This window comes from Pseudoalteromonas sp. SG41-2, assembly GCF_014164535.1.
GTDB lineage: Bacteria > Pseudomonadota > Gammaproteobacteria > Enterobacterales > Alteromonadaceae > Pseudoalteromonas > Pseudoalteromonas rhizosphaerae.
Genome location: NZ_JACJFK010000007.1, coordinates 38,936 through 61,087 on the forward strand (window position 1 = coordinate 38,936; position 22,152 = coordinate 61,087).

The 22,152-nt window shown below is 41.3% G+C and carries 20 protein-coding genes; 15 read left to right on the plus strand and 5 right to left on the minus strand.

The genetic code is table 11. The annotated features are described in order from the left end of the window. Window positions 1-58 precede the first annotated feature (58 nt). Complete coding sequence (locus H5186_RS07290) at window positions 59-2,707, minus strand: TonB-dependent siderophore receptor (RefSeq protein ID WP_182717827.1); 2,649 nt, start codon at window positions 2,705-2,707, stop codon at window positions 59-61. A gap of 311 nt (window positions 2,708-3,018) precedes the next feature. Further along, a complete protein-coding gene (locus tag H5186_RS07295; protein WP_149980096.1) occupies window positions 3,019-3,201 on the minus strand; it encodes an oxidoreductase-like domain-containing protein in 183 nt (60 codons plus the stop codon). A 153-nt stretch (window positions 3,202-3,354) separates the two neighbouring features. Between H5186_RS07295 and H5186_RS07300 the strand changes: the two genes are divergently transcribed. Next, window positions 3,355-3,804 carry a hypothetical protein gene (locus H5186_RS07300; RefSeq protein ID WP_182739591.1) on the plus strand — a complete coding sequence of 150 codons (450 nt, stop codon included), beginning with the start codon at window positions 3,355-3,357 and terminating at the stop codon, window positions 3,802-3,804. Window positions 3,805-3,898: 94 nt separating this feature from the next. Beyond that, on the plus strand, window positions 3,899-5,260 hold the full coding sequence (locus H5186_RS07305; protein ID WP_145236183.1) for a M17 family metallopeptidase: 1,362 nt from the start codon (window positions 3,899-3,901) through the stop codon (window positions 5,258-5,260). Window positions 5,261-5,280: 20 nt separating this feature from the next. On the opposite strand, the gene H5186_RS07310 is transcribed toward H5186_RS07305, so the two are convergent. Beyond that, window positions 5,281-5,667, minus strand: a complete 387-nt coding sequence (locus H5186_RS07310) for a VOC family protein (protein ID WP_145236314.1) — start codon at window positions 5,665-5,667, stop codon at window positions 5,281-5,283. A 55-nt stretch (window positions 5,668-5,722) separates the two neighbouring features. Beyond that, window positions 5,723-6,799 carry a ketoacyl-ACP synthase III gene (locus tag H5186_RS07315; RefSeq protein WP_182717829.1) on the minus strand — a complete coding sequence of 359 codons (1,077 nt, stop codon included), beginning with the start codon at window positions 6,797-6,799 and terminating at the stop codon, window positions 5,723-5,725. Between the two features lie 153 nt (window positions 6,800-6,952). On the opposite strand from H5186_RS07315, the gene H5186_RS07320 reads away from it, so the two are divergent. From H5186_RS07320 to H5186_RS07380, 13 genes are all read left to right on the plus strand, one after another. After that, window positions 6,953-8,266, plus strand: coding sequence for an amidohydrolase family protein (locus H5186_RS07320; RefSeq protein ID WP_182794281.1), 1,314 nt, complete (start codon window positions 6,953-6,955; stop codon window positions 8,264-8,266). Window positions 8,267-8,274: 8 nt separating this feature from the next. Beyond that, entirely contained in the window at window positions 8,275-8,679 is a 405-nt protein-coding gene (locus H5186_RS07325; RefSeq protein WP_145236175.1) for a DUF4440 domain-containing protein, read from the plus strand. 70 nt (window positions 8,680-8,749) lie between these two features. Beyond that, a complete protein-coding gene (locus tag H5186_RS07330; RefSeq protein ID WP_182794309.1) occupies window positions 8,750-9,991 on the plus strand; it encodes a sensor histidine kinase in 1,242 nt (413 codons plus the stop codon). Further along, window positions 9,988-10,518 carry a response regulator transcription factor gene (locus H5186_RS07335; protein WP_182717831.1) on the plus strand — a complete coding sequence of 177 codons (531 nt, stop codon included), beginning with the start codon at window positions 9,988-9,990 and terminating at the stop codon, window positions 10,516-10,518. The genes H5186_RS07330 and H5186_RS07335 overlap by 4 nt, the downstream gene beginning before the upstream one ends. Window positions 10,519-10,802: 284 nt before the next feature. Then, window positions 10,803-11,207, plus strand: a complete 405-nt coding sequence (locus tag H5186_RS07340) for a DUF1761 domain-containing protein (protein ID WP_145236169.1) — start codon at window positions 10,803-10,805, stop codon at window positions 11,205-11,207. A 43-nt stretch (window positions 11,208-11,250) separates the two neighbouring features. Further along, the gene (locus H5186_RS07345; RefSeq protein ID WP_149980101.1) at window positions 11,251-11,502 is read left to right on the plus strand and encodes a hypothetical protein; all 252 of its coding nucleotides are present in this window, start codon (window positions 11,251-11,253) and stop codon (window positions 11,500-11,502) included. A 143-nt stretch (window positions 11,503-11,645) separates the two neighbouring features. Then, entirely contained in the window at window positions 11,646-11,909 is a 264-nt protein-coding gene (locus tag H5186_RS07350) for a hypothetical protein (RefSeq protein ID WP_145236163.1), read from the plus strand. A 118-nt stretch (window positions 11,910-12,027) separates the two neighbouring features. Next, window positions 12,028-14,004, plus strand: coding sequence for a TonB-dependent receptor (locus H5186_RS07355; RefSeq protein ID WP_182794282.1), 1,977 nt, complete (start codon window positions 12,028-12,030; stop codon window positions 14,002-14,004). A 36-nt stretch (window positions 14,005-14,040) separates the two neighbouring features. After that, window positions 14,041-15,777, plus strand: coding sequence for a cache domain-containing protein (locus H5186_RS07360; protein WP_182718702.1), 1,737 nt, complete (start codon window positions 14,041-14,043; stop codon window positions 15,775-15,777). Next, window positions 15,774-17,141, plus strand: coding sequence for a sigma-54 dependent transcriptional regulator (locus H5186_RS07365; protein WP_145236154.1), 1,368 nt, complete (start codon window positions 15,774-15,776; stop codon window positions 17,139-17,141). Before H5186_RS07360 ends, H5186_RS07365 begins: the two co-directional genes overlap by 4 nt. 228 nt (window positions 17,142-17,369) lie before the next feature. Continuing rightward, window positions 17,370-18,332, plus strand: a complete 963-nt coding sequence (locus H5186_RS07370) for a porin (RefSeq protein ID WP_145236151.1) — start codon at window positions 17,370-17,372, stop codon at window positions 18,330-18,332. A gap of 11 nt (window positions 18,333-18,343) precedes the next feature. Further along, complete coding sequence (locus tag H5186_RS07375) at window positions 18,344-19,819, plus strand: DASS family sodium-coupled anion symporter (RefSeq protein ID WP_182794283.1); 1,476 nt, start codon at window positions 18,344-18,346, stop codon at window positions 19,817-19,819. A 110-nt stretch (window positions 19,820-19,929) separates the two neighbouring features. After that, window positions 19,930-21,360, plus strand: coding sequence for a coniferyl aldehyde dehydrogenase (locus tag H5186_RS07380; RefSeq protein WP_259398280.1), 1,431 nt, complete (start codon window positions 19,930-19,932; stop codon window positions 21,358-21,360). 40 nt (window positions 21,361-21,400) lie between these two features. Here the strand turns inward: H5186_RS07380 and H5186_RS07385 are convergent, their stop codons facing one another. After that, entirely contained in the window at window positions 21,401-22,126 is a 726-nt protein-coding gene (locus H5186_RS07385; RefSeq protein ID WP_145236141.1) for a tetratricopeptide repeat protein, read from the minus strand. Window positions 22,127-22,152 lie beyond the last annotated feature (26 nt).

The following is a 22,152-nucleotide window of genomic DNA, read 5'->3' on the forward strand; positions in this document are numbered from 1 at the left end:
CACGAAAAAGGCGAAATGTCTTGAGCATTTCGCCTATCTTTTCAATGCTTAGCTACGTTTAAAAAGTATACGTTGCTTTGACATAATAGAAACCACCGTTAATACCATATGGCGAAGTTTCATAGTATTTACCACCCCAGTTATTATTAGGTGCCACGGTAAAATCAAGTTTCTCTGCTTCTTGGTCGAGCAGGTTTTGTGCGCCGACTGAGAAACTAATCGAATCATTCAAAAAGTAAGTTACTTCAGCGTCGAGCGTAATTGCTGCATCTGCCGTTTTTGCTGTTTCGTCATAATCTACATGCACACCCTGGTATTCACCAAAATAATTTGCACGAGTAAACATTGAGAAACTTTCCCATTGTTGTGACCAACTAAGCGTACCACGGTGGTTTGGTAAGTCGTTCTCTAAACGGCTTACTTTAAACGGCCCAGTAATATCAGTTGAACGGGTAACCTCAGTTTCATTCCAGTTGTAGGCTAAACTAAATGTTGAGCTACCGCCGAGTAAATCTGTGGCATAGTTTGCTACAAAGTCTATACCTTGAGTGGTGGTGTCAAAGTCATTAGTAAAGAAGCTTACTTGCGCTAAGCTTTGCACGTTTGGCACACCAGCGGCTTCAAGCGTATCTTTATCAGCTTGGCTCAGCTCGATTTTTTCAGATTGACTAATACGGTCATCAACTTGAATATTATAATAATCAATAGTTAGGAATACTTCACCGATGGTGTATACCGCGCCAAAGGTATAACTTTGCGACTCTTCAGGCTCAAGCTCTGTACCGCCTAACTGTACCGCAATTGGATTGGTCGGTGGTAGTAAAGCAGAGTCGACCAATACGCCACTGCTTAGGTTTGTTTGCACGTTACTGACATTGGCTTGACCAACAGTCGGTGCGCGAAAGCCGGAGCTGATTGAACCACGCACGTTTAAATCATCGGTTAAGTGATATTGAGCCATTAATTTATAATTAACCGTAGAGCCAAAGGTATCATAATCTTCATAACGCAGCGCTAGACCCATTAAAAACTCTTCGGTAAATGGGGCTTCAATATCGACATAAGCGGCGTAGTTGCGACGAGTATATTCACCAGCGTCAGATGGTTTAAAGCCAGGGAAACCATTTGAACCGATACCAAAACCTTGATCCGTTAGTGGGCCTGCTGTAAATGATGCTACATCGCCAGAGGTAACTGTAAATGTTTCCTCGTGCCATTCAAGGCCACCGGCTATGTTCACATCGTATGCTAGATCAAAATCAAAGCCTTTTGATAAATCAAAATTAAAGTTTTTCTCTAATTGTGAGTATTTACCTGGGCTAAAATCACGCGGACTATCAGGGCCTAATGATGCATTAACAGTATCGTAAATAAAGTAACGAGATTCATTAAAGCCGACCGTACCGCTTAAATCGTAGTACGCACCTTCTAACATACCACCAGTGAACTCGCCTTTAGTACCTATCGTAAGCGAAGTATCTGTGATGTTGCCACCAAAGTTAGGTGTAAAACCACCAGGCAATGTTTGGTTAAAGGCAAAGCAATTTGCAGCACTTAGAGAATCTATAGCAGCTTGATCTGGTGCGCCATTGGCTTGCAGTTCGACAAGAGGACAGTTTATTTGCTGATCATATCCATCCAGTGAAGCGACTAACACTGTTGGAGTTGCATCATCCCACAGTTTTTGACCCGCTGGATTATCATCACCAGGGCGACGCATATTTGTACCATTAACATCACGAATTGTTCCGCCATAAACACCAGGACGAGTTGTTGGATTACGATAATAAAAACCACCGCGTACATCACGCTCTGAATAGTTACCAAACATGTAAAATTCGGAGTTTTTAGTCAGCTCAAGGCCGACATTACCAAAAATAGAGATATCGTCATCAACTTCTGGTGCGCCCCATACTTGTGTAATCGGGGCAATGTCAGGAACACCAGCTGCGATAAGGGCCGTAGCATCGGCACGTTGTACAGAGCGGCTAGTAGCGTCAGCCGTTTTGTATTGGAAACTTAAATTTGCGAAGCCATTGTCGGTAAATGGTAGACCAATGTTACCGGAAATCTGTGTTGTATCACCGTCGCCTTCATAGTACTGACCTTGGCGTACTTCGAAACTGCCGCCTTCTGAGGCATCTTTTAGTACAAAGTTGATAACCCCTGCAATCGCATCTGAGCCGTACTGAGCGGCTGCGCCATCTCTAAGTACTTCAACTTGTTTTAGGGCGATACTTGGAATAACTGAAATGTCTGCGCCTTGCGCACCATCATTTATGCCGCCACCTAAAAAGGCAATAACAGAGGCACGATGACGACGTTTACCATTGAGTAATATCAATGTACTGTCAGAAGGTAGGCCACGTAAGTTCGCAGGGCGAACTAAAGATGCCGCATCACTAATAGGCATTGAATGCACGTTTAATGATGGAATTGCGCCTTTTAATAGCTCGAGCATATCCGTATTACCTGATTTACCAAGTTCTTCACCACCGATGATATCGATAGGTACTGGTGAATCACCAATAGAACGCGGTGCAGAGCGAGTTCCCACTACGGCAATTTTTTCTACATTTTTATTTACTTTAGTGACTTCAGCTTGCTCATCTGCAGCTAAGGCAGTTCCTGAAATAAATAAGCCTGCGGTAGTTGTCGTTAATGCAAGTTTAACGGCATGATTTAATAAATTATTTTTAAATTTCATTCTAATTTCCCCAGTTAGAATTATTGTAATTTCGTAACTATATGATTTTTAAAAAGCCAAATAGTCTATTAAAGTTATACAACTTGTTAAATAATTGTGCAAGGTGTTAAATAGTTTGGTTTTTTTTATGTTTTCTATAGAGGAAATTCGAGATTTACTTACCTACATGAAAAATAATGATATTTTTAAGGCGGGGATTAGAAATTAAGCATTTAATGTAATTTTTATTGTAAAATAAATCAGAAAAAAAATAATAATTTTGTAAATAGAAGTTTTTAGACTGGAAACTGTTCAGTAAAGTTCAATGGTAATTATAGGTTATCAGTTTGTTCAGGATTTTGTTGTCGCCAAGCTTTTAACGCTTCTCGGTATTCATCCCAAACACATGGGCAACAACTGCCACCACCGCAGCACTGATCAGCAGCCGGTCTGGTTGGTTTTGTGTCGTCAACTCGGTTTGCTATATCGGCTGTGTTTTGCGGTATTTTATTCATTACTTATAGGTTTAATAATATGGGCCGTTTATTGGCCAGTGATTATACTTAATCATGGCTTTTTTACTAGCTGAGAAATAATCTGGATCTGTTAATCGGTGATTGTATTAAATTATGCTTTGTGAAGTGTTAAGGCTATGTGAGAATAGCGTTATGCGACTATATAAAGTTATTCATCGTGCCCCAATTCGAGTGGCAAAAATTACTACAAAACGCCAACAGTTGCGTTTCAAGCGCGCTATGGTAGCACTTAAAATTGCACTGGCGCAGGAAAAGCAAGAAACCAAAGAAATGCTCACAATTTATCGTCGCTACACCCAAGGAGATGTGAGTAAAGAGGATCTGCAAAAAGCGAATGCCCAGTTTGTTGATATTCTCAAAGGATTGGGTTTAGGTGTTTTTGCTGTTTTACCTTTTGCACCTGTGACTATTCCACTGGTTGTTAAGTTGGGTCAATGGGTTGGGGTTGATGTACTGCCAAGTTCATTTAACATCAATAAATCACTTAAAGATATTGACCAGCAGATCGCTGATGAAGAGCTGCAACACCACCACGCTGAAAAAACGGCAAAGTCAGACGTAAAACCACCTGTAAAAAAATAATGCCATGCAGTTTAAAGGATAGTCTTTGTGCTATACCTTTTATGCTGAGTTATTGATATGCTTGATCATCATATAATTTTAAACGAGTCATTTAATGAGTACATTAATTCGTCATAGTTCTACGGGTATTCCTTTATCTTTTATTGTTAAAAATGACTTAGCTACATGGCAAGCACAGCAGCCAATTTTTTTACAAAACTGGCTAAATAGCTGTGATTTTGCAAAACAAGGTTTAGCCTTGGTGGTCAATCCACAAAGTGGAGCGCTAAGTCAGGTGTATTGTTTAGTTAATAGCGTTGATGACTTTTGGCTCGCGGGTGAATTAGCCAGCAAACTGCCAGCAGGAATTTACCAAGTTCAAGAGTGTGAACAACAATTAGAACAGATTGCTCTGGGTTTTATACTTGGTGGTTATGAATTTAGCGAATATAAAGCCAAAGGTGCTGTAAAAGCACAATTAGCAATTGCCGATGAAGCATTGTTTGCGCGTATTACACGCCAAGCAAATGCGATTAACTTAGTTAGAGATCTAGTTAATACTCCCGCCGTAGACATGATGCCACAGCACTTATCACAAGTGATGGCTGATTTAGCACACACTTACAATGGTCAATTCAATGAATGGATAGGGGATGAATTATTAGAACAAAACTATCCAACTATCCACATGGTAGGCCGCGCCAGTGAAAATAAACCGCGTTTACTTGATTTACACTGGGGCGCTGCAGATGCTCCTTTGATCACCTTAGTCGGCAAAGGTGTTTGTTTTGATTCTGGTGGTTTAGATCTTAAACCAAGCTCAGGTATGCGCAATATGAAAAAAGACATGGGCGGCGCAGCTCATGTAATTGGTTTAGCGCAGTTAATTATGGCGGCAAATTTACCAATTCGTTTACGCGTGTTGGTACCCGCTGTTGAGAATGCGGTATCGCGCAATGCATTTCGCCCTGGCGATGTAATTAAAACACGAAAAGGTATTATGGTCGAAATCGATAACACCGACGCAGAGGGGCGTTTAGTGTTATGTGATGCACTCACGGAAGCACAAAATGACAATCCTGAGTTGATCATTGATTTTGCAACCTTAACCGGTGCTTGTCGTATTGCGTTAGGCACTGAGTTACCAGGGTTTTTCTCAACTGAGCGTGATGTTGCCAATGGCATTATTGACGCCGGTATTGCAGTAAGCGACCCCGTTTGGCAATTACCGCTTTTTGAACAATATAAAAGTTTATTAAAAAGTGATGTTGCTGATATGGCTAACTGTGCAAGTACCCCATTCGGCGGCGCAATTACTGCTGCACTTTATTTAAAAGAATTTGTAGAGCCAACCACACCATGGGTACATTTTGATGTAATGGCATGGAATATCCGCTCATTACCAGGTCGTCCAGTCGGTGGTGAAGCACTCGGTATTCGTGCCGTATTTAACTACTTACAAAGTCGTTTTAAATAAATTTATTGAGCTTTGTGAGGTTATGCCTCATAAAGCTCAAGCGGTAACCCATCAGGATCTGCAAAAAAGGTAAATTGTTTACCTGTGTATTCATCCGTTCGAATCTCTTCTACTGCCACACCTTGGCTTTGCAAATACACTTTACTTTGCTCAATATTGGCCACTTTAAATGCTAAATGTCGTAAACCTTGTGCTTCTGGGTAACTAGGTCGCTTTGGTGCATTATCAAATGAAAATAGCTCTATTTGGCTACCATCAGGCAAGGCTAAATCTAATTTGTATGAGTGGCGATGTTGGCGAAAATGCTCTGCAATTATCGGCAGCTGTAAGATCTGATGATAAAAATGTTTTGAGCGGGTGTAATCGCTGCATATAATTGCAGCGTGGTGAATTCCTAGCAATTGCATCATTTTTAGCTATCTGTGGTAAATGGCGCAGTATAGCTGCGCCATATTGAGTATGTTATTGATCACTGCCTTTGCAAGCTGCTACAGCGGGGGCCACTAACTCTAAACCGGTTTTATCACACGGTGGTAGTGCTGCATCGCTAACGCTGATTGGTGTGACGCGTTCGCCCCATTTTATGTAACTAGCAGCCCAAGTTAATCCGGCACCAAATGCTGCAGACATGATATTAGCATGTGGTTTAATTAATCCTTGCTCAACAGCTTCACATAATGCGATTGCAATAGTTGCTGCCGATGTATTGCCGTATTCGCCAATGTTAACCATTACTTTTTCATCTGGCACTTTTAAGCGATGTTGAATGGCTTGAATGATACGTAAATTTGCTTGGTGTGGCACAAGTACATCGATATCATCAAGGCTCAAATTTGCTTGTGTGAGCACATCGTCACAGGCTTCACTCATGCCCTTTACTGCGCGTTTAAAGATTTCGCGACCTTCAAATAATAAATCAGATGGCCCAATAGGCACATATTTATTTAAGTCACTACCAAAGTTAGTGATATGCAAGATATCACGGTCTTCGCTATCACAGCCTGTTTTTGTCGCGAGTAAACCCGCTGGTGTGTCTGCGGCTTCAAGTACTACGGCACCGGCGCCATCACCAAATAACACCGCACTGTCACGGCGATCCCAGTTTACATACCAGGTCATACGTTCAGCAGCAATTACTACAGCTTTTTTGATCATACCGGCTTGAATTTGTGCAGTCGCTGCTTGTATTGCATATAAAAAACCAGAGCAAGCTGCATTGGTGTCCATAGCGGCAGCGCCAACTGCACCAATGTTTTTTTGTACTAACGAAGCTGTGTTTGCCACCATAGTAGAGGGCGTACATGTTGCTAATAACACTAAGTCGATGTCTTTAGCATTAATGCCAGCACAGGCTATTGCATGTTTAGCTGCTACAGTGGCAAGCTCTGCAGTACTAACGTGGCTTACTCTACGGGCTTTTATACCAGTGCGGGATGTGATCCATTCATCATTGGTATCAACTAATTGGCTAATTTCATCGTTGCTAATACGCGCTGGTGGGATACATTTACCCCAACCCGTTATGTGTGCGTAGGTCATAGTGTGCTCTCTTTAAGTGGTCAGACATGTGTCATCTATGTTTGATTTATACCAAAAATCCAGTTCTAAGACTAGTTTATAACTTAGCTTACGTCGTAAATAGTGGTAATTAAACGTAATTTAGGCTAATGGTAGTAGAAAAATGAGGTAAACATGAAACAAAAATTAATTACTATCTTGGCTGCATTGGGTACGACGGTATATTCTGCGGCGAGTTTTGCAACACAAACTCAGGTTATTTACGCAGGATCAATGTTAGCAGGTGCTGAACAAACACTAGAAAAGCAACGCACTATTGTTATAGAAGACGCTATCATCACGCGCATCGAAAAAGGCTATGTGAGTGTTATTGATCTAGCATTGCCCGATGCAAAGATCATTGATTTAAAAAATCAATTTGTTATGCCTGGATTAATTGATATGCACGTACATGTTACTTTTGAGCGTGACGCAAGTGCTAATCCACATCGCTGGCTAACAGAATATGAGGCTGATTATGCGCTGCGCTCAGTTAAATATTTGCAGCGCACTCTTGCTGCGGGTTTTACCTCCGTGCGTGATTTAGGTAGTAGCTATAAAGTGATCTTTCCACTACAGCGTGCCGTTGAGCGTGGAGATATTCAAGGGCCACGTATTTTTGCTGCCGGAGATACAATTACCCCAACAGGCGGGCATGCTGATCTGCACGGTTACCGTAAAGATATTAGTGATGTGATAAGTGGAGGGTTAGGGGTGTGTGATGGTGCTGATGATTGTCGCCGCGCGGTTCGTGAAGTAATTAAATCAGGTGCTGATGTAATTAAAATTACCGCAACGGGTGGGGTGTTAAGTAATACCGCAGCGGGTGTCAATCAGCAGTTCACAGATCAAGAGTTGATGGCGATTGTTGATACTGCACATAACTTAGGGCGCAGCGTAACAGCCCATGCTCATGGTACATCAGGGATCAAAGCGGCATTACGTGCAGGTGTTGATTCAATTGAACATGGCTCTTACCTAGACAAAGAGACTGTAAAGTTATTTAAGCAATACAACGCTTATTTAGTGCCCACGTTATTGGCAGGCCAAACGGTCAGTCAAGAAGTTCTCAGTAACCCAAATATGCCAACAGCTATTGCTGATAAAGTACGCACCGTTGTACCAAATGTTGCAGCTTCATTTAAGCTGGCATTAAAAAACAATGTTAATATTGCTTTTGGTACAGATTCTGGCGTATCACGCCATGGTAATAATGCTGATGAGTTTTTATGGTTAGTTAAATATGGCATGACTGAAAAACAGGCTATTATGTCAGCAACAGTTAATGCCGCTAAGTTACTCGGCCAACAAGACCGACTAGGGCAGTTGAGTGTTGGTAAACAAGCAGATATCATCAGCGTTAATGGCTCTCCTCTTGATGATATAACGACATTGCAAAATGTACAATTTGTGATGAAAGCAGGGCAAATATATAAACACCAATTGTAGGATACAGTATGGGCAGCAAAATCAAGGCATCATTGTTTAATCATTTGATTGACGCTGAGCGCCAGTTATTAGATCCTGAGATCCGTCAATCTGAGCAGGCATTGGATGCTTTGCTCGATGATGATTTTATTGAAATTGCCGCTAATGGTACTGTATTTAATAAATATCAAGTATTAACGCGGTTACCTACCGAAGTCGTGCCGCAGTTTTACAATCAGCATTTTAAAGGCCGAATGCTTAGTGATGATATTGCCCAACTAAGTTATCAAGCGGCATATCGGCGCTCTGCGCGCGCTGAGTTTAACTATTCGTTACGGATGTCGCTATGGCGATTAACCGAAGGCCAGTGGAAAATGGTGTTTCATCAAGGAACGCCGTGTGCTGTGTTTAGTATCTCTATGGATGATGATTAGGTTAACCTTCTTTAATTAAGCATTTTTTATTAGGTATTTTTTTGTTAGGTAATTATGTATGGCGTTTTTAATGCGCACTGATCCTGCGATTAGCCGTTTACTGATGTTACGCAGTGGTGCAATTGCAATTCAACTATTGGCCGTTGTTGCAGTCTATTTTTTACTTGAGCACCAAATCCCTTTATTGCCTCTACTGGTAGTGATCTCCTTTGAAGCCGTATTCCAAATTTTAAGCGTGATTGCTTATCGTAATGTCAGTAAAGCGAAAGAACTTGGGATGTTAATGCAGCTTACGGCCGATGTGCTTTTTTTATCGGTATTGCTGTCTTTGAGTGGTGGTGCGACCAATGCATTTGTGTCGTTACTGTTGTTACCAATAATGATTGCTGCGGTGAGTGTCAGTGCTCGCGGCTTAGCTTATATTGCTGTATTAGCGATCACCGCCTATAGCGTGCTGCTATTTAAAATGCCTCAGCACAGCATGCATCATATGCAAATGACCAGTCACTTTGTGGGTATGTGGGTTAACTTTGTGATCAGTGCTAGCGTTATAGCATTCGTTATCGGCACTATGAACCGTGCACTGCATTCGCGAGAGCGCACAATTGCAACTGTGCGAGAAAAACAATTACGAGCAGAGCAGTTAGTCACGCTTGATGGTGCTGCGGCACAAATTACTCATCAATTAGCCAGCCCAATCGCCAATTTACAATTATTGTATGAAGAGCTTCTTGAAGAGCAGCCCGATAATGAGATTGTGAAAGACATGCAGCAGCCCTTGTTGCAATGCGCACAGCAGTTAAAACAGTTTCGTACCCTGTCATCTGAACTACGCACACAAACGGTTGCAGCGACTGTATCGTTAAACGCATTAGCTCAACAAATTAGCGATACAATGCTATTACAGTATCCCGATCAACAGCTTAATTGGCTAAATGCACCGCCTGCTAGCTCGGTTACTAATGATGCTATGTTACTGCCAGCGATATTAAACTTGTTGCAAAATGCTGCTTTTGCCAATCAACAGGCGCAGCAACAAACACTGGAATTGAACTGGCAACAGACTCCAGATAACCCTAAAACAGTGAGTTTAGTTATACGTGATTTTGGTAAAGGATTTAGCGCAGCACAATTGGCAGAGTTAGGGGGTCAGTTAATGCCTAGTGAAACGGGGATGGGGCTAGCAGTTATGCTTTCAAATGTAACATTTGAGCGTTTACAAGGCTCTTTAACATTATTTAATCACCCACAAGGTGGCGCGGTTGCCAAAGTACAATTAACCATTGATGAGCCACAAGTTGAGCCTGTATGAAGCTATTAATTATTGAAGATGATATTAATCTTGCCAATACGTTAGCGCGGCGCTTAACCAAACACGGTTTCGCATGTCAGCTGGCACATAATAAAGCCGAGGCTATCGGTGTAGCTAAAAACTTCGCACCGACACATATTCTGTTAGATATGAAATTAGCTGACGATAACGGTTTAGCTCTTATCGCACCACTGAGAGCCTTACTAACAGACGCACATATTGTATTATTAACAGGCTATGCCAGTATTGCCACAGCGGTAGAGGCTATGCGCCTAGGTGCAAATGATTATTTAACAAAACCCGTTGATATGCTCACGTTATTACGAGCCTTAACAGGCACATGCGAGCCAACTACTGAGTTAATTGCAGATGATATTGTAACTATGTCGCCAGAGCGTCTTGAGTGGGAACATATTCAGCAAGTGCTGCATACCAATCAAGGCAATATTTCAGCAACTGCTCGGCAACTTAATATGCATCGGCGGACTTTACAGCGTAAGCTACAAAAAAAACCAGTTCAGCAGTAAATCCTAGCGCAATAGTGAGCGTTATTTCGGATCACGGTTTCCGGTTTAGTAATGCTCAGTAAGTTTATTGTTGCCTTTTAGGTAATAAGTTTTACCCGGTCAACTAAGTAATACAGTCGCCTGTAGTCACTTGAAATGAAGCTCAGGTTACTTTAGTGCATTTATATTTGGGCACCAGCCACGCATCATAGATAGTTTTGCAGTTTAGATAGTTGCTGCAATGGCGTTCATTAACTACAGTAAAAATATCATTGTATTTTTTGCAATCAGCATAAGTAGTCATTATGGATTTATCACAACTGGATTTTGTAGCCGTATTATTAGCTGCCATGTCTTCTTTTATGTTAGGAGGCGTTTGGTATTCACCTTGGTTGTTTCAACGAGCCTGGTTAGAAGGCTGTGGATTAACGGAGCTGGATTTAAAAGCAACAAATCCAAAATGGGTATTTGGTGGCGGTTTTGTTTTATCTTTATTTATCGCTTTTGGCTTATCACTGTTTTTAGGACCACATCCACATTTAGGGGTTGCGGTAGGCGTTGGCTTTGCGGTTGGACTATGTTGGGTAAGCAGTGCCTTAGGAATGAGCTATATTTATGAACAACGACCACTAAAGCTGTTTTTAATCAATAGCGGTTACCATATTTTACAGTTTACTTTAATGGGCTTAATCTTTGGACTTTGGCCATAAGCTGTTAATCTATTCGCGTGTTTGTAGTAAAAGTAACAAAATAATGGCAAAACCGAATAAAAAAGGCCCTACTAAAACGGTCGATATTTTTTGTAGTCAATGTAAAGCTCCCCTATTCAAATATCGTAAAGGCGGCAAAGGGGCATTGGTTAAATGTTTTATCGAACGGATCAGTCAAGATTTCACCACTATTCCTTGCGTATGCCCCAACTGCTCACGCCCTTTTGCTCGAGAAGCAATTATCCGAGGCGCACCCGCGTATAAAATGATCGGCGGCAAAGTTACGTTTAAATGAACTCGCTAAAGCGGACATTTATCCTGTGCGCTTTTGGCGAGGCTGCTAAACTTACCCGGTTTGCTGTTTCAATGATTGAAAACAACCCTCCCCATGGAATGGGCCAGTTTGTTGGGTATGATTAAAAAGGATAGGGGACACCCGTGATTGCACTTTTATTTGATATTGTTGGTATGACAGGTACGTTTTTAGTGGTTGGCGCGTTTTTTATGCTACAACTGGGTAAAGCCACGCCAACAGGGCTTTTATATAACATGATGAATTTATCTGGCGCTATTTTGTTGCTTATAAGTCTTTGTTATAACTTTAATTTAGCAAGTTTTGTGATTGAAATATTTTGGATCGCAGCCTCATTAATTGGTTTATATAAATACCTAAAAGCTAAGCAGATTTCAGCTGTAGCCTAAATTTATAAATTAATAGAGAAAAACTCTCACGCCGTCGCGTATTTGTATTAATATTGTAAATAGCACGTTACTTATGATGTGCTAACTCCAATGAAAAATATAGGTGTAAAGCGGCGTAATGATTTTAAAGCTAACAGCATGTCTTTTTTTATGTGTTAACACAGCCCCCTTACTGGCGAGCGACGCTGATGATTTATTTGCGCTTAGCTTTGAAGATTTGCTTGAAGTTCATGTCGATATTGCCTCTAAAACCTTAGAAACTCTCGCTTCTGCCCCCTCAACTATCACCGTTTTTAATCGCAAAAAAATAGCCTTGCTTGGGGTGAATAATGCGTTTGAATTGATGAATTTTGTTCCAGGTATGCAATCTACTCGTGGTGATTGGGTAGGCGCTGTACCAAAAGATCACGCAAGGGGTGTGTACCTTGATAGTGGCAATGTTTTAGTGATGATCAATGGTGAGCGTTTAAATGAGTCATCATTTGGCAAAGCGTCAGTTTATATGCCTTATATACCTGTAGAAGTTATTGATAAAGTTGAATTTATACGTGGCCCTGGCTCTGCTTTATATGGCAGTAATGCATTCTTAGGGGTGATGAATATAGTGACTAAAAGCCAAAATAATGAAATGTCGCTGGCTGTGGGTAATGTAGGTCAAACCAGCGCTGCATTCTCGGTTAGTCATCAAGTTAATCAGCAAACACATCTGTTTGCTAATGGCGCGTATAACCAAAAAAGTGGTGAGCGTTATCCACAAGGGGTTAATGATCCGCTGCAATTAATTTACTTTGAAGCGGGTGTCGATATCAATAAACTGGCTGTGAGAGCGCGTTTTAACCAAGTTGAACTGAATGAGTTTTTAAATCTTGGTGGTTATTCTGACAGTAATCAACATCGTAGTGAGAATACTTTCCTATCTGTAGGTTATGATTGGCTTGAAACTGATACACGTACTTTGACTACAAAAATAGCGTATGCACATCATCAAATACAAAGTGCTGGATTAATCGCACCTGCAGCAACTTTACCTAACGCTAGTTATGATTTTTTTGTTGGTCCTGATTGGCATACAACGGATTTAACAGTCAGTGTAGAGGCCAGTCAGCAATTTAATAATGGTTGGTCAATCAATTCAGGCTTGCAATATAGCCGCGCAGAGCAACATAAAGCGGACTTACGTGTTAATTATTTTGATATAAACAGCGGTGAAATTATTGTTGAAGATCCGTTTTATCAAGGGGGGATTGTTACAATCAGTAATTATGCTCCATTTCAGAGTTTGCAATCTACCTTTGAAACCCGAAGTATTTATGGGCAAATCAAAGTGCCTTTTGCTGAGAAATTGACCTTATTTTTAGGGGCACGTTATGATGATGTTAAAGCGATAGACAGTAAATTATCGCCGCGCATTTCCGCAATCTACTCACCAACTCGCGCGCATACTTTTAAATTACAATACGGTGAATCGTTTCGCACTCCTGTGACGAATGAATTGTATTCAGATGATGATGTGACTAAGGGCAATCCAAACTTAAAGTCTGAATATGTTAAAACCACAGAGCTTGTTTGGCGCTACGAGGGACAAGATTGGCATATTAATTCGGTGCTTTTTTATAATCAACTTGTTGATTTTATTAATCTAGTGCCGAATTCAGCTGCCAATAATCAGTTTACCTTTGAAAACCAATTAGATGACATTAATCGTGGTGTTGAATTAGATAGCATGATCCACATTACTAGTGATTTATCAGTGGAAGCGACTTACAGCGAGTATTTTGATACGCCAATTAAGCCAACGTTTAAGCGCTTTGCTAGTGTGATTGCTAATTATCATCATCAGCAATGGGTGCTGAGCCTCAATAGTGTTTGGCGCGATGCCGTCAGTGGCCCGACAATGACAAGCGACTTTACTCAACCGGCTTACTTTTTGCTCGGCGGGGCTGTGAGTTGGCAATTTTCTGCACGCGGTGAAATTAGTTTTAAAGCCCATAATCTCTTAGATAAGCACTACCGTGTGTACGATCCAAGAGTTACAGATGGCACTGTTGCTGGTGTCGGCAGTGAATACTCGTTACACTATCAAATCAAATTTTAAGTTTTAGGGACGCTCAGGTGTGCCCTTTGGTTGATCATGCTGCGTTTTCCCCGAAAAATATTAATCGCTGTTGCCATTTTAATTAGTGTATTGTTGCTTAGTTTTTTATTTGGCCGACACTATGATTTAAGTCAAGCAAAGCAGCAAGCTGAACTCCAAGTGGGTCAATTGCGTAATTATCTTGATACCGAACTCTCTCGTTTTGCAACTATTCCTCATTTAGTTACTGATAACCAGTTACTCACTGCATTTCTCAGTGATACTGATCAGCCCGTGCAGCCTATTAATAATTACTTGGCTGATATCCAACAAGCCAGTGGTGCATCAGACGTCTATGTCCTTAATCGTGAAGGGGATGTTATTGCATCGAGCAATTGGCAACTTGATTACAGTTATATCGGTAATAACTTTGCATTTCGTCCGTATTTTTCTCAGGCATTGGCGGGTAACAAAATTGCCTATTTTGCTCTTGGTTTACGATCTAAAGAACGGGGTATTTATTTTTCTGAACCGATTTATCGCGATGGCCAAGTAATAGGTGTGGTCACCTTAAAAGTGAATGTATCTAAGTTTGAAACTGATCGACAATTACTGAATGCGTCCCACGCTAGCCATTTTTATTTAAGCTTAGACGATAATATTATTGCTATGTCCGATAGCCCCTCATGGCGACTCAATTCGTTGCATAGCCTCACAGCAGCAGACTATCAACACTTTACGACAAGCCGACGCTACCTAGAGTATGTACCAAAAGTTATCACTGCTGAGCACATTATTAGCCAAGGGATGCCCCTGTTATACGTTAATGATGCGAATAAACGCAGTAAATATATGCCTGCAAGTGCGCCGATTGAGCGACTTAATGCAAAAATAACTGTGCTTGTTGATATATCGTCGGTGAATATTAATCAACTAGGGCGATTGTTTTGGTTGAGTGTGATTTATGCTGGGGGGTTAATGCTTTTTTACAGTTTAATGGCACGTTTTGCCGGCTATAAAAAATTACTTTTTTCTCGTCATAGCCTTGAGCAAGAAGTTATAGAGCGCACCCATGCACTCGAAAAAGCACAAACAGCGCTGGTGCAAACAGCCAAATTGGCCACCATAGGTCAACTCAGCGCGGGTATTAATCATGAGATTAACCAACCCTTGAGTGCAATGAGTACGTATTTGGTTAGTGCTAAACGCTTGATTGCCAAAGGTGATATTGCAAAGGCAGCTGAAAATATTGTTATTGTGCAATCGTTGATCGAACGAGTACATAAAATTGTTGGGCAATTAAAGCACTTTAGTAAACCGGCACAAACACAGTTAAGAGAGCAAAGCTTAAACCAGTTACTTAAAAATGCCATGGTGATCGCCTCCGCGCAATTAAAGCAGGATGATGTCAACGTTAACACCGCTGATATCGCTGACACTGTAAAAGTATGGGTTGATGGCATTAAATTTGAGCAAGTATTAGTGAATGTGATCACCAATGCCAGCCAAGCAATGGCTGACAGTACTGTGCGAGAGCTGAGTTTTGAGATAGAGCAGTTTGACGACCGCGTTAAGCTGTCTATTTTGGATACTGGGCCTGGTATCGAGTTACATGCGCTTGGGACTATTTTTGAGCCTTTTTATAGCACTAAATCGACTAATGGCCTTGGCTTAGGGCTATCTATTTCTAAGCAAATTATTAATTCATTTAATGGCTGTTTAAGTGCGCATAATCGCCCTGGCGGTGGTGCTCAATTCATTATTACCTTAGCAAGTACTAAAGGAGCGTTATGAATACGTTAGCAACTGATTGTAAACAGGTCATTGTTATTGATGACGAAGCGATGATCCGCGATTCACTTGACCAATTGCTGACACTCGAAGGCTATCAAGTACAGTGTTTTAGCGATCCAATGAGTGCTTTATCAAAACTTAATCGTCGTTTTAACGGGGTGGTGCTCAGTGATATTAATATGCCGAAAATGGATGGACTGGCTTTTTTAGAACAAGTTCAAGCATTTGATAGCGAATTACCGGTGATCTTTCTGACTGGATTTGCTGATGTATCGGTGGCCGTTAAAGCCATGCAATTAGGGGCTTACGACTTATTTGAAAAACCCCTTACAGAGCAGTTATTAGATTGTATTGCCAGAGCGTGTGATAAGCGTGCCTTGGTAATGGAAAATCGTGCTTTAAAACTAGCGGTAGAAAAAACGTCAGCCCCAGGTGTACGGATCTTAGGGGAAACCGTGCAAATGCAGCAAATGATGCACTTGCTCAATGCGGTGATCGACACTCCCGCAGATGTAATGATTGAAGGTGAAACTGGCACCGGTAAAGAGTTAGTTGCACGCTTTTTACACGACCAAAGCAGCCGTTCAAACTGTAATTTTGTGGCAATTAACTGTGGTGCCATACCAGAGCAACTGATTGAAAGTGAACTATTTGGTGCGGCCAGTGGCGCGTTTACAGGGGCAACACACAGTCGCCAAGGTAAGTTTGAGTTTGCTCAAGGTGGTACGGTGTTTTTAGATGAGATAGAAAGCACACCGGCATCATTACAAGTAAAGTTACTTCGCGTTTTAGAAGAGCGAAAAGTGACCCCCGTCGGCGCTAATACCGCCGTTGACTTAGACATACGTATCGTTGCGGCAACCAAAGTTGATTTATTATCCTTGGTCGAAAAAGGGGACTTCAGAGCTGACTTATATTATCGACTCAATTTAGTGAGGGTAAGTATTCCGGCATTGCGTGATAGGAAAGCTGATATTCCTTTATTATTCAAACATTTTAGCTCTATTGCCGCGACTCGTTTTCATAAACCTCCGGCTCCTCTAAGTAGCGATATATTACAGCGTTTACTTAGTTACCAGTGGCCAGGTAATGTCAGAGAGCTTAGAAACCAAGCTGAACGAGCGGTGCTGCTGGGTGCTGAATTAGCGTTCGCCAATACCGAAAATAATAATGGCAGTGAGTTATCGCCCGATCTGAGTTTGGCGGAAAAAGTGTGCTTTTATGAGCAATCTTTAATCGAAGAAGCCCTTGAGCGCCACCAAGGTAGTATTAAAGAAACTATGAATACCTTACAGATTGCCCGTAAAACCTTGTATGACAAAATGAGTAAATATGGCCTCAATCGTGACATGTTTATTGATTAACCAGAGCTTTGCTTAAGTGATTTACCTGCTCAGCTTAATTTGATGGGTGGAAACGGTGACACAGACGTTTTGATAGTGTGTGGGATCCCGCACACTTTATTGTAAGTATAATTTAATTTTAAATTTAACTATTTGAATATATTAAATTTTACTTTTTTATAAGCAGTTGGCAGTAAACTTGCCTTTATTAGCGGGAACAACAAATGATCCTAATAATAAGGGCACACAATGATAATAATAGACAAAAAGCTAACCCCTGTTTTTGTAGCAACGAGTTTTGCAGCAGCTTGCTTTGGACAAAGTGTTCATGCCGCAGAGTATGACATTTATGGTAAAGCAGAAGTGCAAATTGCTAATACTGACAACGGTGTAATGCGCTATGCTAAAAAAGGAACGCAAATCGATGCGCCTTTTTCACGCATTGGTGTGAAAGGGCAACATGTACTCACTGACTCGTTAAAAGCGGTATTTAAATACGAAGTGCAAGTAAAGGGCTTTGAGCACGATGATACCGATGAGCCATTTAGTGCCCGTAATACATATTTAGGTTTAGCGGGAAATTTTGGTGAAGTTGTAGTTGGTCGAAACGATACACGCTTTAAGTATTCAGAAGGTAAAGTTGATAACTTCAATGAAACTCAAGCCGATATTGCTCAATTACTACCGGGTCAAGATCGCCTTGGTGATACCATAACGTATAGTTCAAAATCATATGCGGGTGCTCAGCTATCACTTACCTATGCTTTGAAGGATGACAGTGCCAATAATGAAGCCGGTTATGCCGCTACGTTAATTTATGGTGACCGTGGTTTAAAAAATAAAAATTATTATGTGGCGATCAGCCATATTGATTCACTCAATAATATCAACGCCAGTCGCATCGTTGGCGCGTGGCAAAAAAATGATTTACAACTAGGTGCTATTTACCAGCACAGTGAGTCAGTAGATGGTACTAAATCAGGAAACGGCTATGTGTTGAGTGCCAGTTATACCATTGACAAATGGCAGCCAAAACTACAATTTGCCAGTGATGACTCAACTATTCGCCAAAGTACTAAGGGCAGCCAGTGGACTGCAGGTGTGGATTATTTATTTGATAAACAAACTACCGCGTACTTATTCTATACTGACTTAGATTTGCAACAGCAAACGGATAGTAGCTTAGCCCTTGGCTTAAAGTATAAATTTTAAAGGGGTTGAATATGAGCACACAAACTTTAGACGATAAACCTGAAAAAAATCCAATGATACAGATGTTGCTGCTGTTATTGGGCCCTGCGGTCATGCTACTTACGTGTTTGATCGATCCTCCTGCTGGCATGAGTACCGCTGCTCTTCGTACTTCAGGATTAGCATTTTGGATGGCATCATGGTGGGTGAGTGAAGTAGTTCCTATCCCAGCTACGGCGCTATTGCCGTTGGTATTTTCTCCGTTGGCTGAAATTGCTGCGATAAAAAGTGTCGCTGCACCGTATGCGCACCCCTTAATATTTTTGTTTTTAGGTGGCTTTTTAATTTCCATTGCGATGGAACGTTGGGGCTTACACAAGCGCATTGCTTTACGTACTATGCTCTACGCGGGCTCAAAACCGAGTTTGCAGATATTAGCGATGATGTTAGTAACGGCATTCTTATCAATGTGGATGTCAAATACTGCAACAGCAGTGATGATGTTACCTATTGCTATGTCTATCACCCATTTAGTGCAAAAATCTAATCCAAATAATAATGGTTTTGGTAAAGCACTGTTACTTTCTATTGCTTATGGTGCCAGCATTGGCGGCATTGCAACATTAATTGGTACGCCACCGAATGCATTGATGGCCGCTTATTTATCAGATAGTTATAAAATTGAAATTGGTTTTGCGCAATGGATGATGGTGGGTGTGCCATTGTCACTGACTATGTTGATCATCTGTTGGTTGTGGCTGACCAAGTTTGCTTATAAAGTTGATAAAACAAATGAAAAATCTCAAAAAGTCGACACCAAGTCACTATTTAGCTCGCAGTTAAAAGGTCTTGGCACCATGCAACGCGCTGAGAAAGGGGTGTTATGTGTGTTTTTATTTGCAGCTGTGTGCTGGATATTTAGACCTCTGATCGCTGATTTTTCTGGTTTAAAAATATCGGATACCGGTATTGCCATTGCTGCAGCATTATTATTATTTGTTTTGCCTGCTAATAAAGGCAGTGATGAACGTATTCTTGACTGGCAAAGTGCGGCAGGAGTTCCTTGGGGAGTGTTATTGTTGTTTGGTGGTGGCTTAACCCTAGCGGCACAAATAAAGTCATCAGGTTTGGCTGAATACATAGCTCATATGATTGAAGGCGTCAGCGCCATTCCATTAGTATTGAGTGTATTAGTAATTGCAACCTTAATCACTTTCTTAACTGAGATCACCAGTAATACAGCAACCGCAGCTGGATTTTTACCACTACTTGGCCCTGTCGCTGAGTCAGTCACAGGTTCGCCATTGGTCTGGGTTATTCCTGCGGCTATAGCCTGTAGTTGTGCGTTTATGATGCCTGTAGCGACCCCGCCTAATGCCATTGTGTTTGGCTCTGGGCAAATTCAAATGCGGGATATGATCAAAGCCGGCTTTGCATTAAATATTGTTGCAATTGCGCTGATCACATTTGTCACTATGACCCTTGCTGCATCGGTATTTAATTTTTAAGTAATTCAAAGTTACCCAACCGGAGCGCTATTCGTTTGTTGATAGCGCTCTATATTGCCCCTGCTAAGAAACAAAGTTATAGTGGTTAAATCTTTATTTTGTTTATGAGTATGCTTTTGTCTGACACTGGCACTGTATGTAACCCTGAGCTAAAAGCGCAATTTGATGAAATGCAGCTGCATTTTGATGCCCAGCCATATTTAGCATTATCACAGCGGATCCGTTTATTAAAATCTTTAAAACGTGAACTGTTGGCATTAGAGGCTGAATTGGTAGCTGCAAGCTCGAAAGACTTTGGCTTTCGCACTGCTTTTGATACGATTTTGGGTGATATACTGCCTACGGTCAAAACGATCAGCCACACCATCAAGCATTTACCTAAATGGGCAAAAAATTCACCACGAAAAGCGGGTTTGAGCCTAGCGCCATCAAAAGTTGCTGTGAGCTATCAACCCAAAGGAGTGGTGGGAATAATTTCTCCATGGAATTACCCAATTCAATTATCAATCGTGCCGGTGATAACCGCAATTGCCGCAGGTAATCGGGTATTATTAAAGGTCAGTGAATTTACTCCGCACACCAATCAAGTAATCAAAAAACTATTTATCGGCGAGCTTAGCGAACATTGCGCAGTGATCGAAGGTGAAGCGCAATTAAGTCAACAGTTTAGCTGTTTGCCATTCGCACACTTATTTTTTACCGGCTCTACAGCTGTAGGGCGCCATGTTATGGCCGCTGCGAGTAAAAACCTTACCCCAGTAACTCTTGAGTTAGGTGGCAAATCGCCCGTTATCATTACCGCGCAAGCGGATATAGATAAGGCGGCTAAAGCTATTTTATTTGGTAAAATGACCAATGCAGGGCAAATTTGTGTTGCCCCCGATTATGTTTTAGTGCCGGAAAACTTACAGCATCAGTTAGTCAGAAGTCTCTGTAGCTTATATAAAAAACATTATAACTTAGGTGTCGAGGGGAAAAATTTAACCTCGGTTATTAATCACCACCATTTTCAGCGTTTAACCGATTTATTGGCAGATGCACAGCAACAGGGCGCACAGATAATTAAGCCGTTAGATGAAAACCAAAGCGACGAACATAAGCATCGTCTTGGTTTGCACATTGTGACTGATGTGAATGACAATATGAAGTTGATGCAAGAAGAACTGTTTGGACCAATTCTTGCGATTGTCAGTTATCAAGCTTTACCTCAGGCGATTGCATACATAAATCAACGTCCTCAGCCGTTAGCTTTGTACATAATGGGGCAAGATAAACAAATCAATGAAGGTATTCAACAGCAAACACAAAGTGGTACCTTCGCAATAAATGACACCTTAATGCAGGTGACTGCTGATGATGCGCCATTTGGTGGCTTAGGTCCTTCTGGGATGGGAAACTATCACGGTATAGAAGGCTTTTTAACTTTTAGCCATGCACGTAATACATTGAAAACGGGTGGTTTTAATCCTAAATTGGGATTGTTGCTGGCGCAAAATAAGATATTGATTAAAATACTTAAATGGTTGTACTTGCGGCCATAAATTGGCGTTAAGTACAATCCAATAGCGTTTTAACTGGCAGTTAAAACATCCGATCTTCGCCCGCATACAGCCCAGCTTGGATTTTTTCATACAATGCATCAGCTTTTTCTTTGGCTTCTGCAATTTGCGCAGGCATCAGCTTGCGCTCATCTAGCTTGCGACTGTGACTGGCATCTAAATTACCATTATACTCAGCAACAGTGTTCCAGATGTATGATTTTTCGATGTTTTTTTCGACTCCATGGCCTTCGAAATACATCAGCGCCATATTAAACTGTGCTAGCGTATAATTATTACCAGCGGCTTTTTCATACCATTTAATAGCTTCTTTATAATCTTGCGCAACGCCATCGCCGTTGGCGTACATCACACCCAAGTTAAACTGAGCAGCAGGTAAGTTTTTTGCCGCGGCTTGCTTAAAGAGTGAAACTGACATTTGTTTATCAAGTTTAACGCCTTTACCTTCTTGATAAAGTACAGCTAATGCAAACATTGAGTCGACGTGGTTCTTTTTAACGCCTTGCTGGTAAAGTTCAGCAGCTTTGTGATAGTCGCGCGTTACGCCGTGGCCACCTTCATATAGCTGCCCTAGCTCGTAAATTCCTGGTGCAAAGCCTTTTTCTGCAAGGTAGTTAAACTCTCTAAGTGCATCTTCAAATTGACCTTCATTGGCTGCGCGGATCCCTTCTTCAAGTCCCGCATGAGCAACACCACAGATGCTAAGTGCACCGACCATCAACAATATCTTAAACTTCGGCTGCCACATGACAATACCTCCAATTAGCGTGTTAC

Coding starts and splice junctions, on each gene's coding strand:
- H5186_RS07300 (WP_182739591.1), top strand. CDS start 3,355: ATGCGACTATATAAAGTTATTCATCGTGCCCCAATTCGAGTGGCAAAA.
- H5186_RS07375 (WP_182794283.1), top strand. CDS start 18,344: ATGAGCACACAAACTTTAGACGATAAACCTGAAAAAAATCCAATGATA.
- H5186_RS07320 (WP_182794281.1), top strand. CDS start 6,953: ATGAAACAAAAATTAATTACTATCTTGGCTGCATTGGGTACGACGGTA.
- H5186_RS07385 (WP_145236141.1), bottom strand. CDS start 22,126: ATGTGGCAGCCGAAGTTTAAGATATTGTTGATGGTCGGTGCACTTAGC.
- H5186_RS07380 (WP_259398280.1), top strand. CDS start 19,930: ATGCTTTTGTCTGACACTGGCACTGTATGTAACCCTGAGCTAAAAGCG.
- H5186_RS07330 (WP_182794309.1), top strand. CDS start 8,750: ATGCGCACTGATCCTGCGATTAGCCGTTTACTGATGTTACGCAGTGGT.
- H5186_RS07340 (WP_145236169.1), top strand. CDS start 10,803: ATGGATTTATCACAACTGGATTTTGTAGCCGTATTATTAGCTGCCATG.
- H5186_RS07360 (WP_182718702.1), top strand. CDS start 14,041: ATGCTGCGTTTTCCCCGAAAAATATTAATCGCTGTTGCCATTTTAATT.
- H5186_RS07315 (WP_182717829.1), bottom strand. CDS start 6,799: ATGACCTACGCACACATAACGGGTTGGGGTAAATGTATCCCACCAGCG.
- H5186_RS07345 (WP_149980101.1), top strand. CDS start 11,251: ATGGCAAAACCGAATAAAAAAGGCCCTACTAAAACGGTCGATATTTTT.
- H5186_RS07335 (WP_182717831.1), top strand. CDS start 9,988: ATGAAGCTATTAATTATTGAAGATGATATTAATCTTGCCAATACGTTA.
- H5186_RS07370 (WP_145236151.1), top strand. CDS start 17,370: ATGATAATAATAGACAAAAAGCTAACCCCTGTTTTTGTAGCAACGAGT.
- H5186_RS07295 (WP_149980096.1), bottom strand. CDS start 3,201: ATGAATAAAATACCGCAAAACACAGCCGATATAGCAAACCGAGTTGAC.
- H5186_RS07365 (WP_145236154.1), top strand. CDS start 15,774: ATGAATACGTTAGCAACTGATTGTAAACAGGTCATTGTTATTGATGAC.
- H5186_RS07325 (WP_145236175.1), top strand. CDS start 8,275: ATGGGCAGCAAAATCAAGGCATCATTGTTTAATCATTTGATTGACGCT.
- H5186_RS07290 (WP_182717827.1), bottom strand. CDS start 2,707: ATGAAATTTAAAAATAATTTATTAAATCATGCCGTTAAACTTGCATTA.
- H5186_RS07310 (WP_145236314.1), bottom strand. CDS start 5,667: ATGCAATTGCTAGGAATTCACCACGCTGCAATTATATGCAGCGATTAC.
- H5186_RS07305 (WP_145236183.1), top strand. CDS start 3,899: ATGAGTACATTAATTCGTCATAGTTCTACGGGTATTCCTTTATCTTTT.
- H5186_RS07355 (WP_182794282.1), top strand. CDS start 12,028: ATGATTTTAAAGCTAACAGCATGTCTTTTTTTATGTGTTAACACAGCC.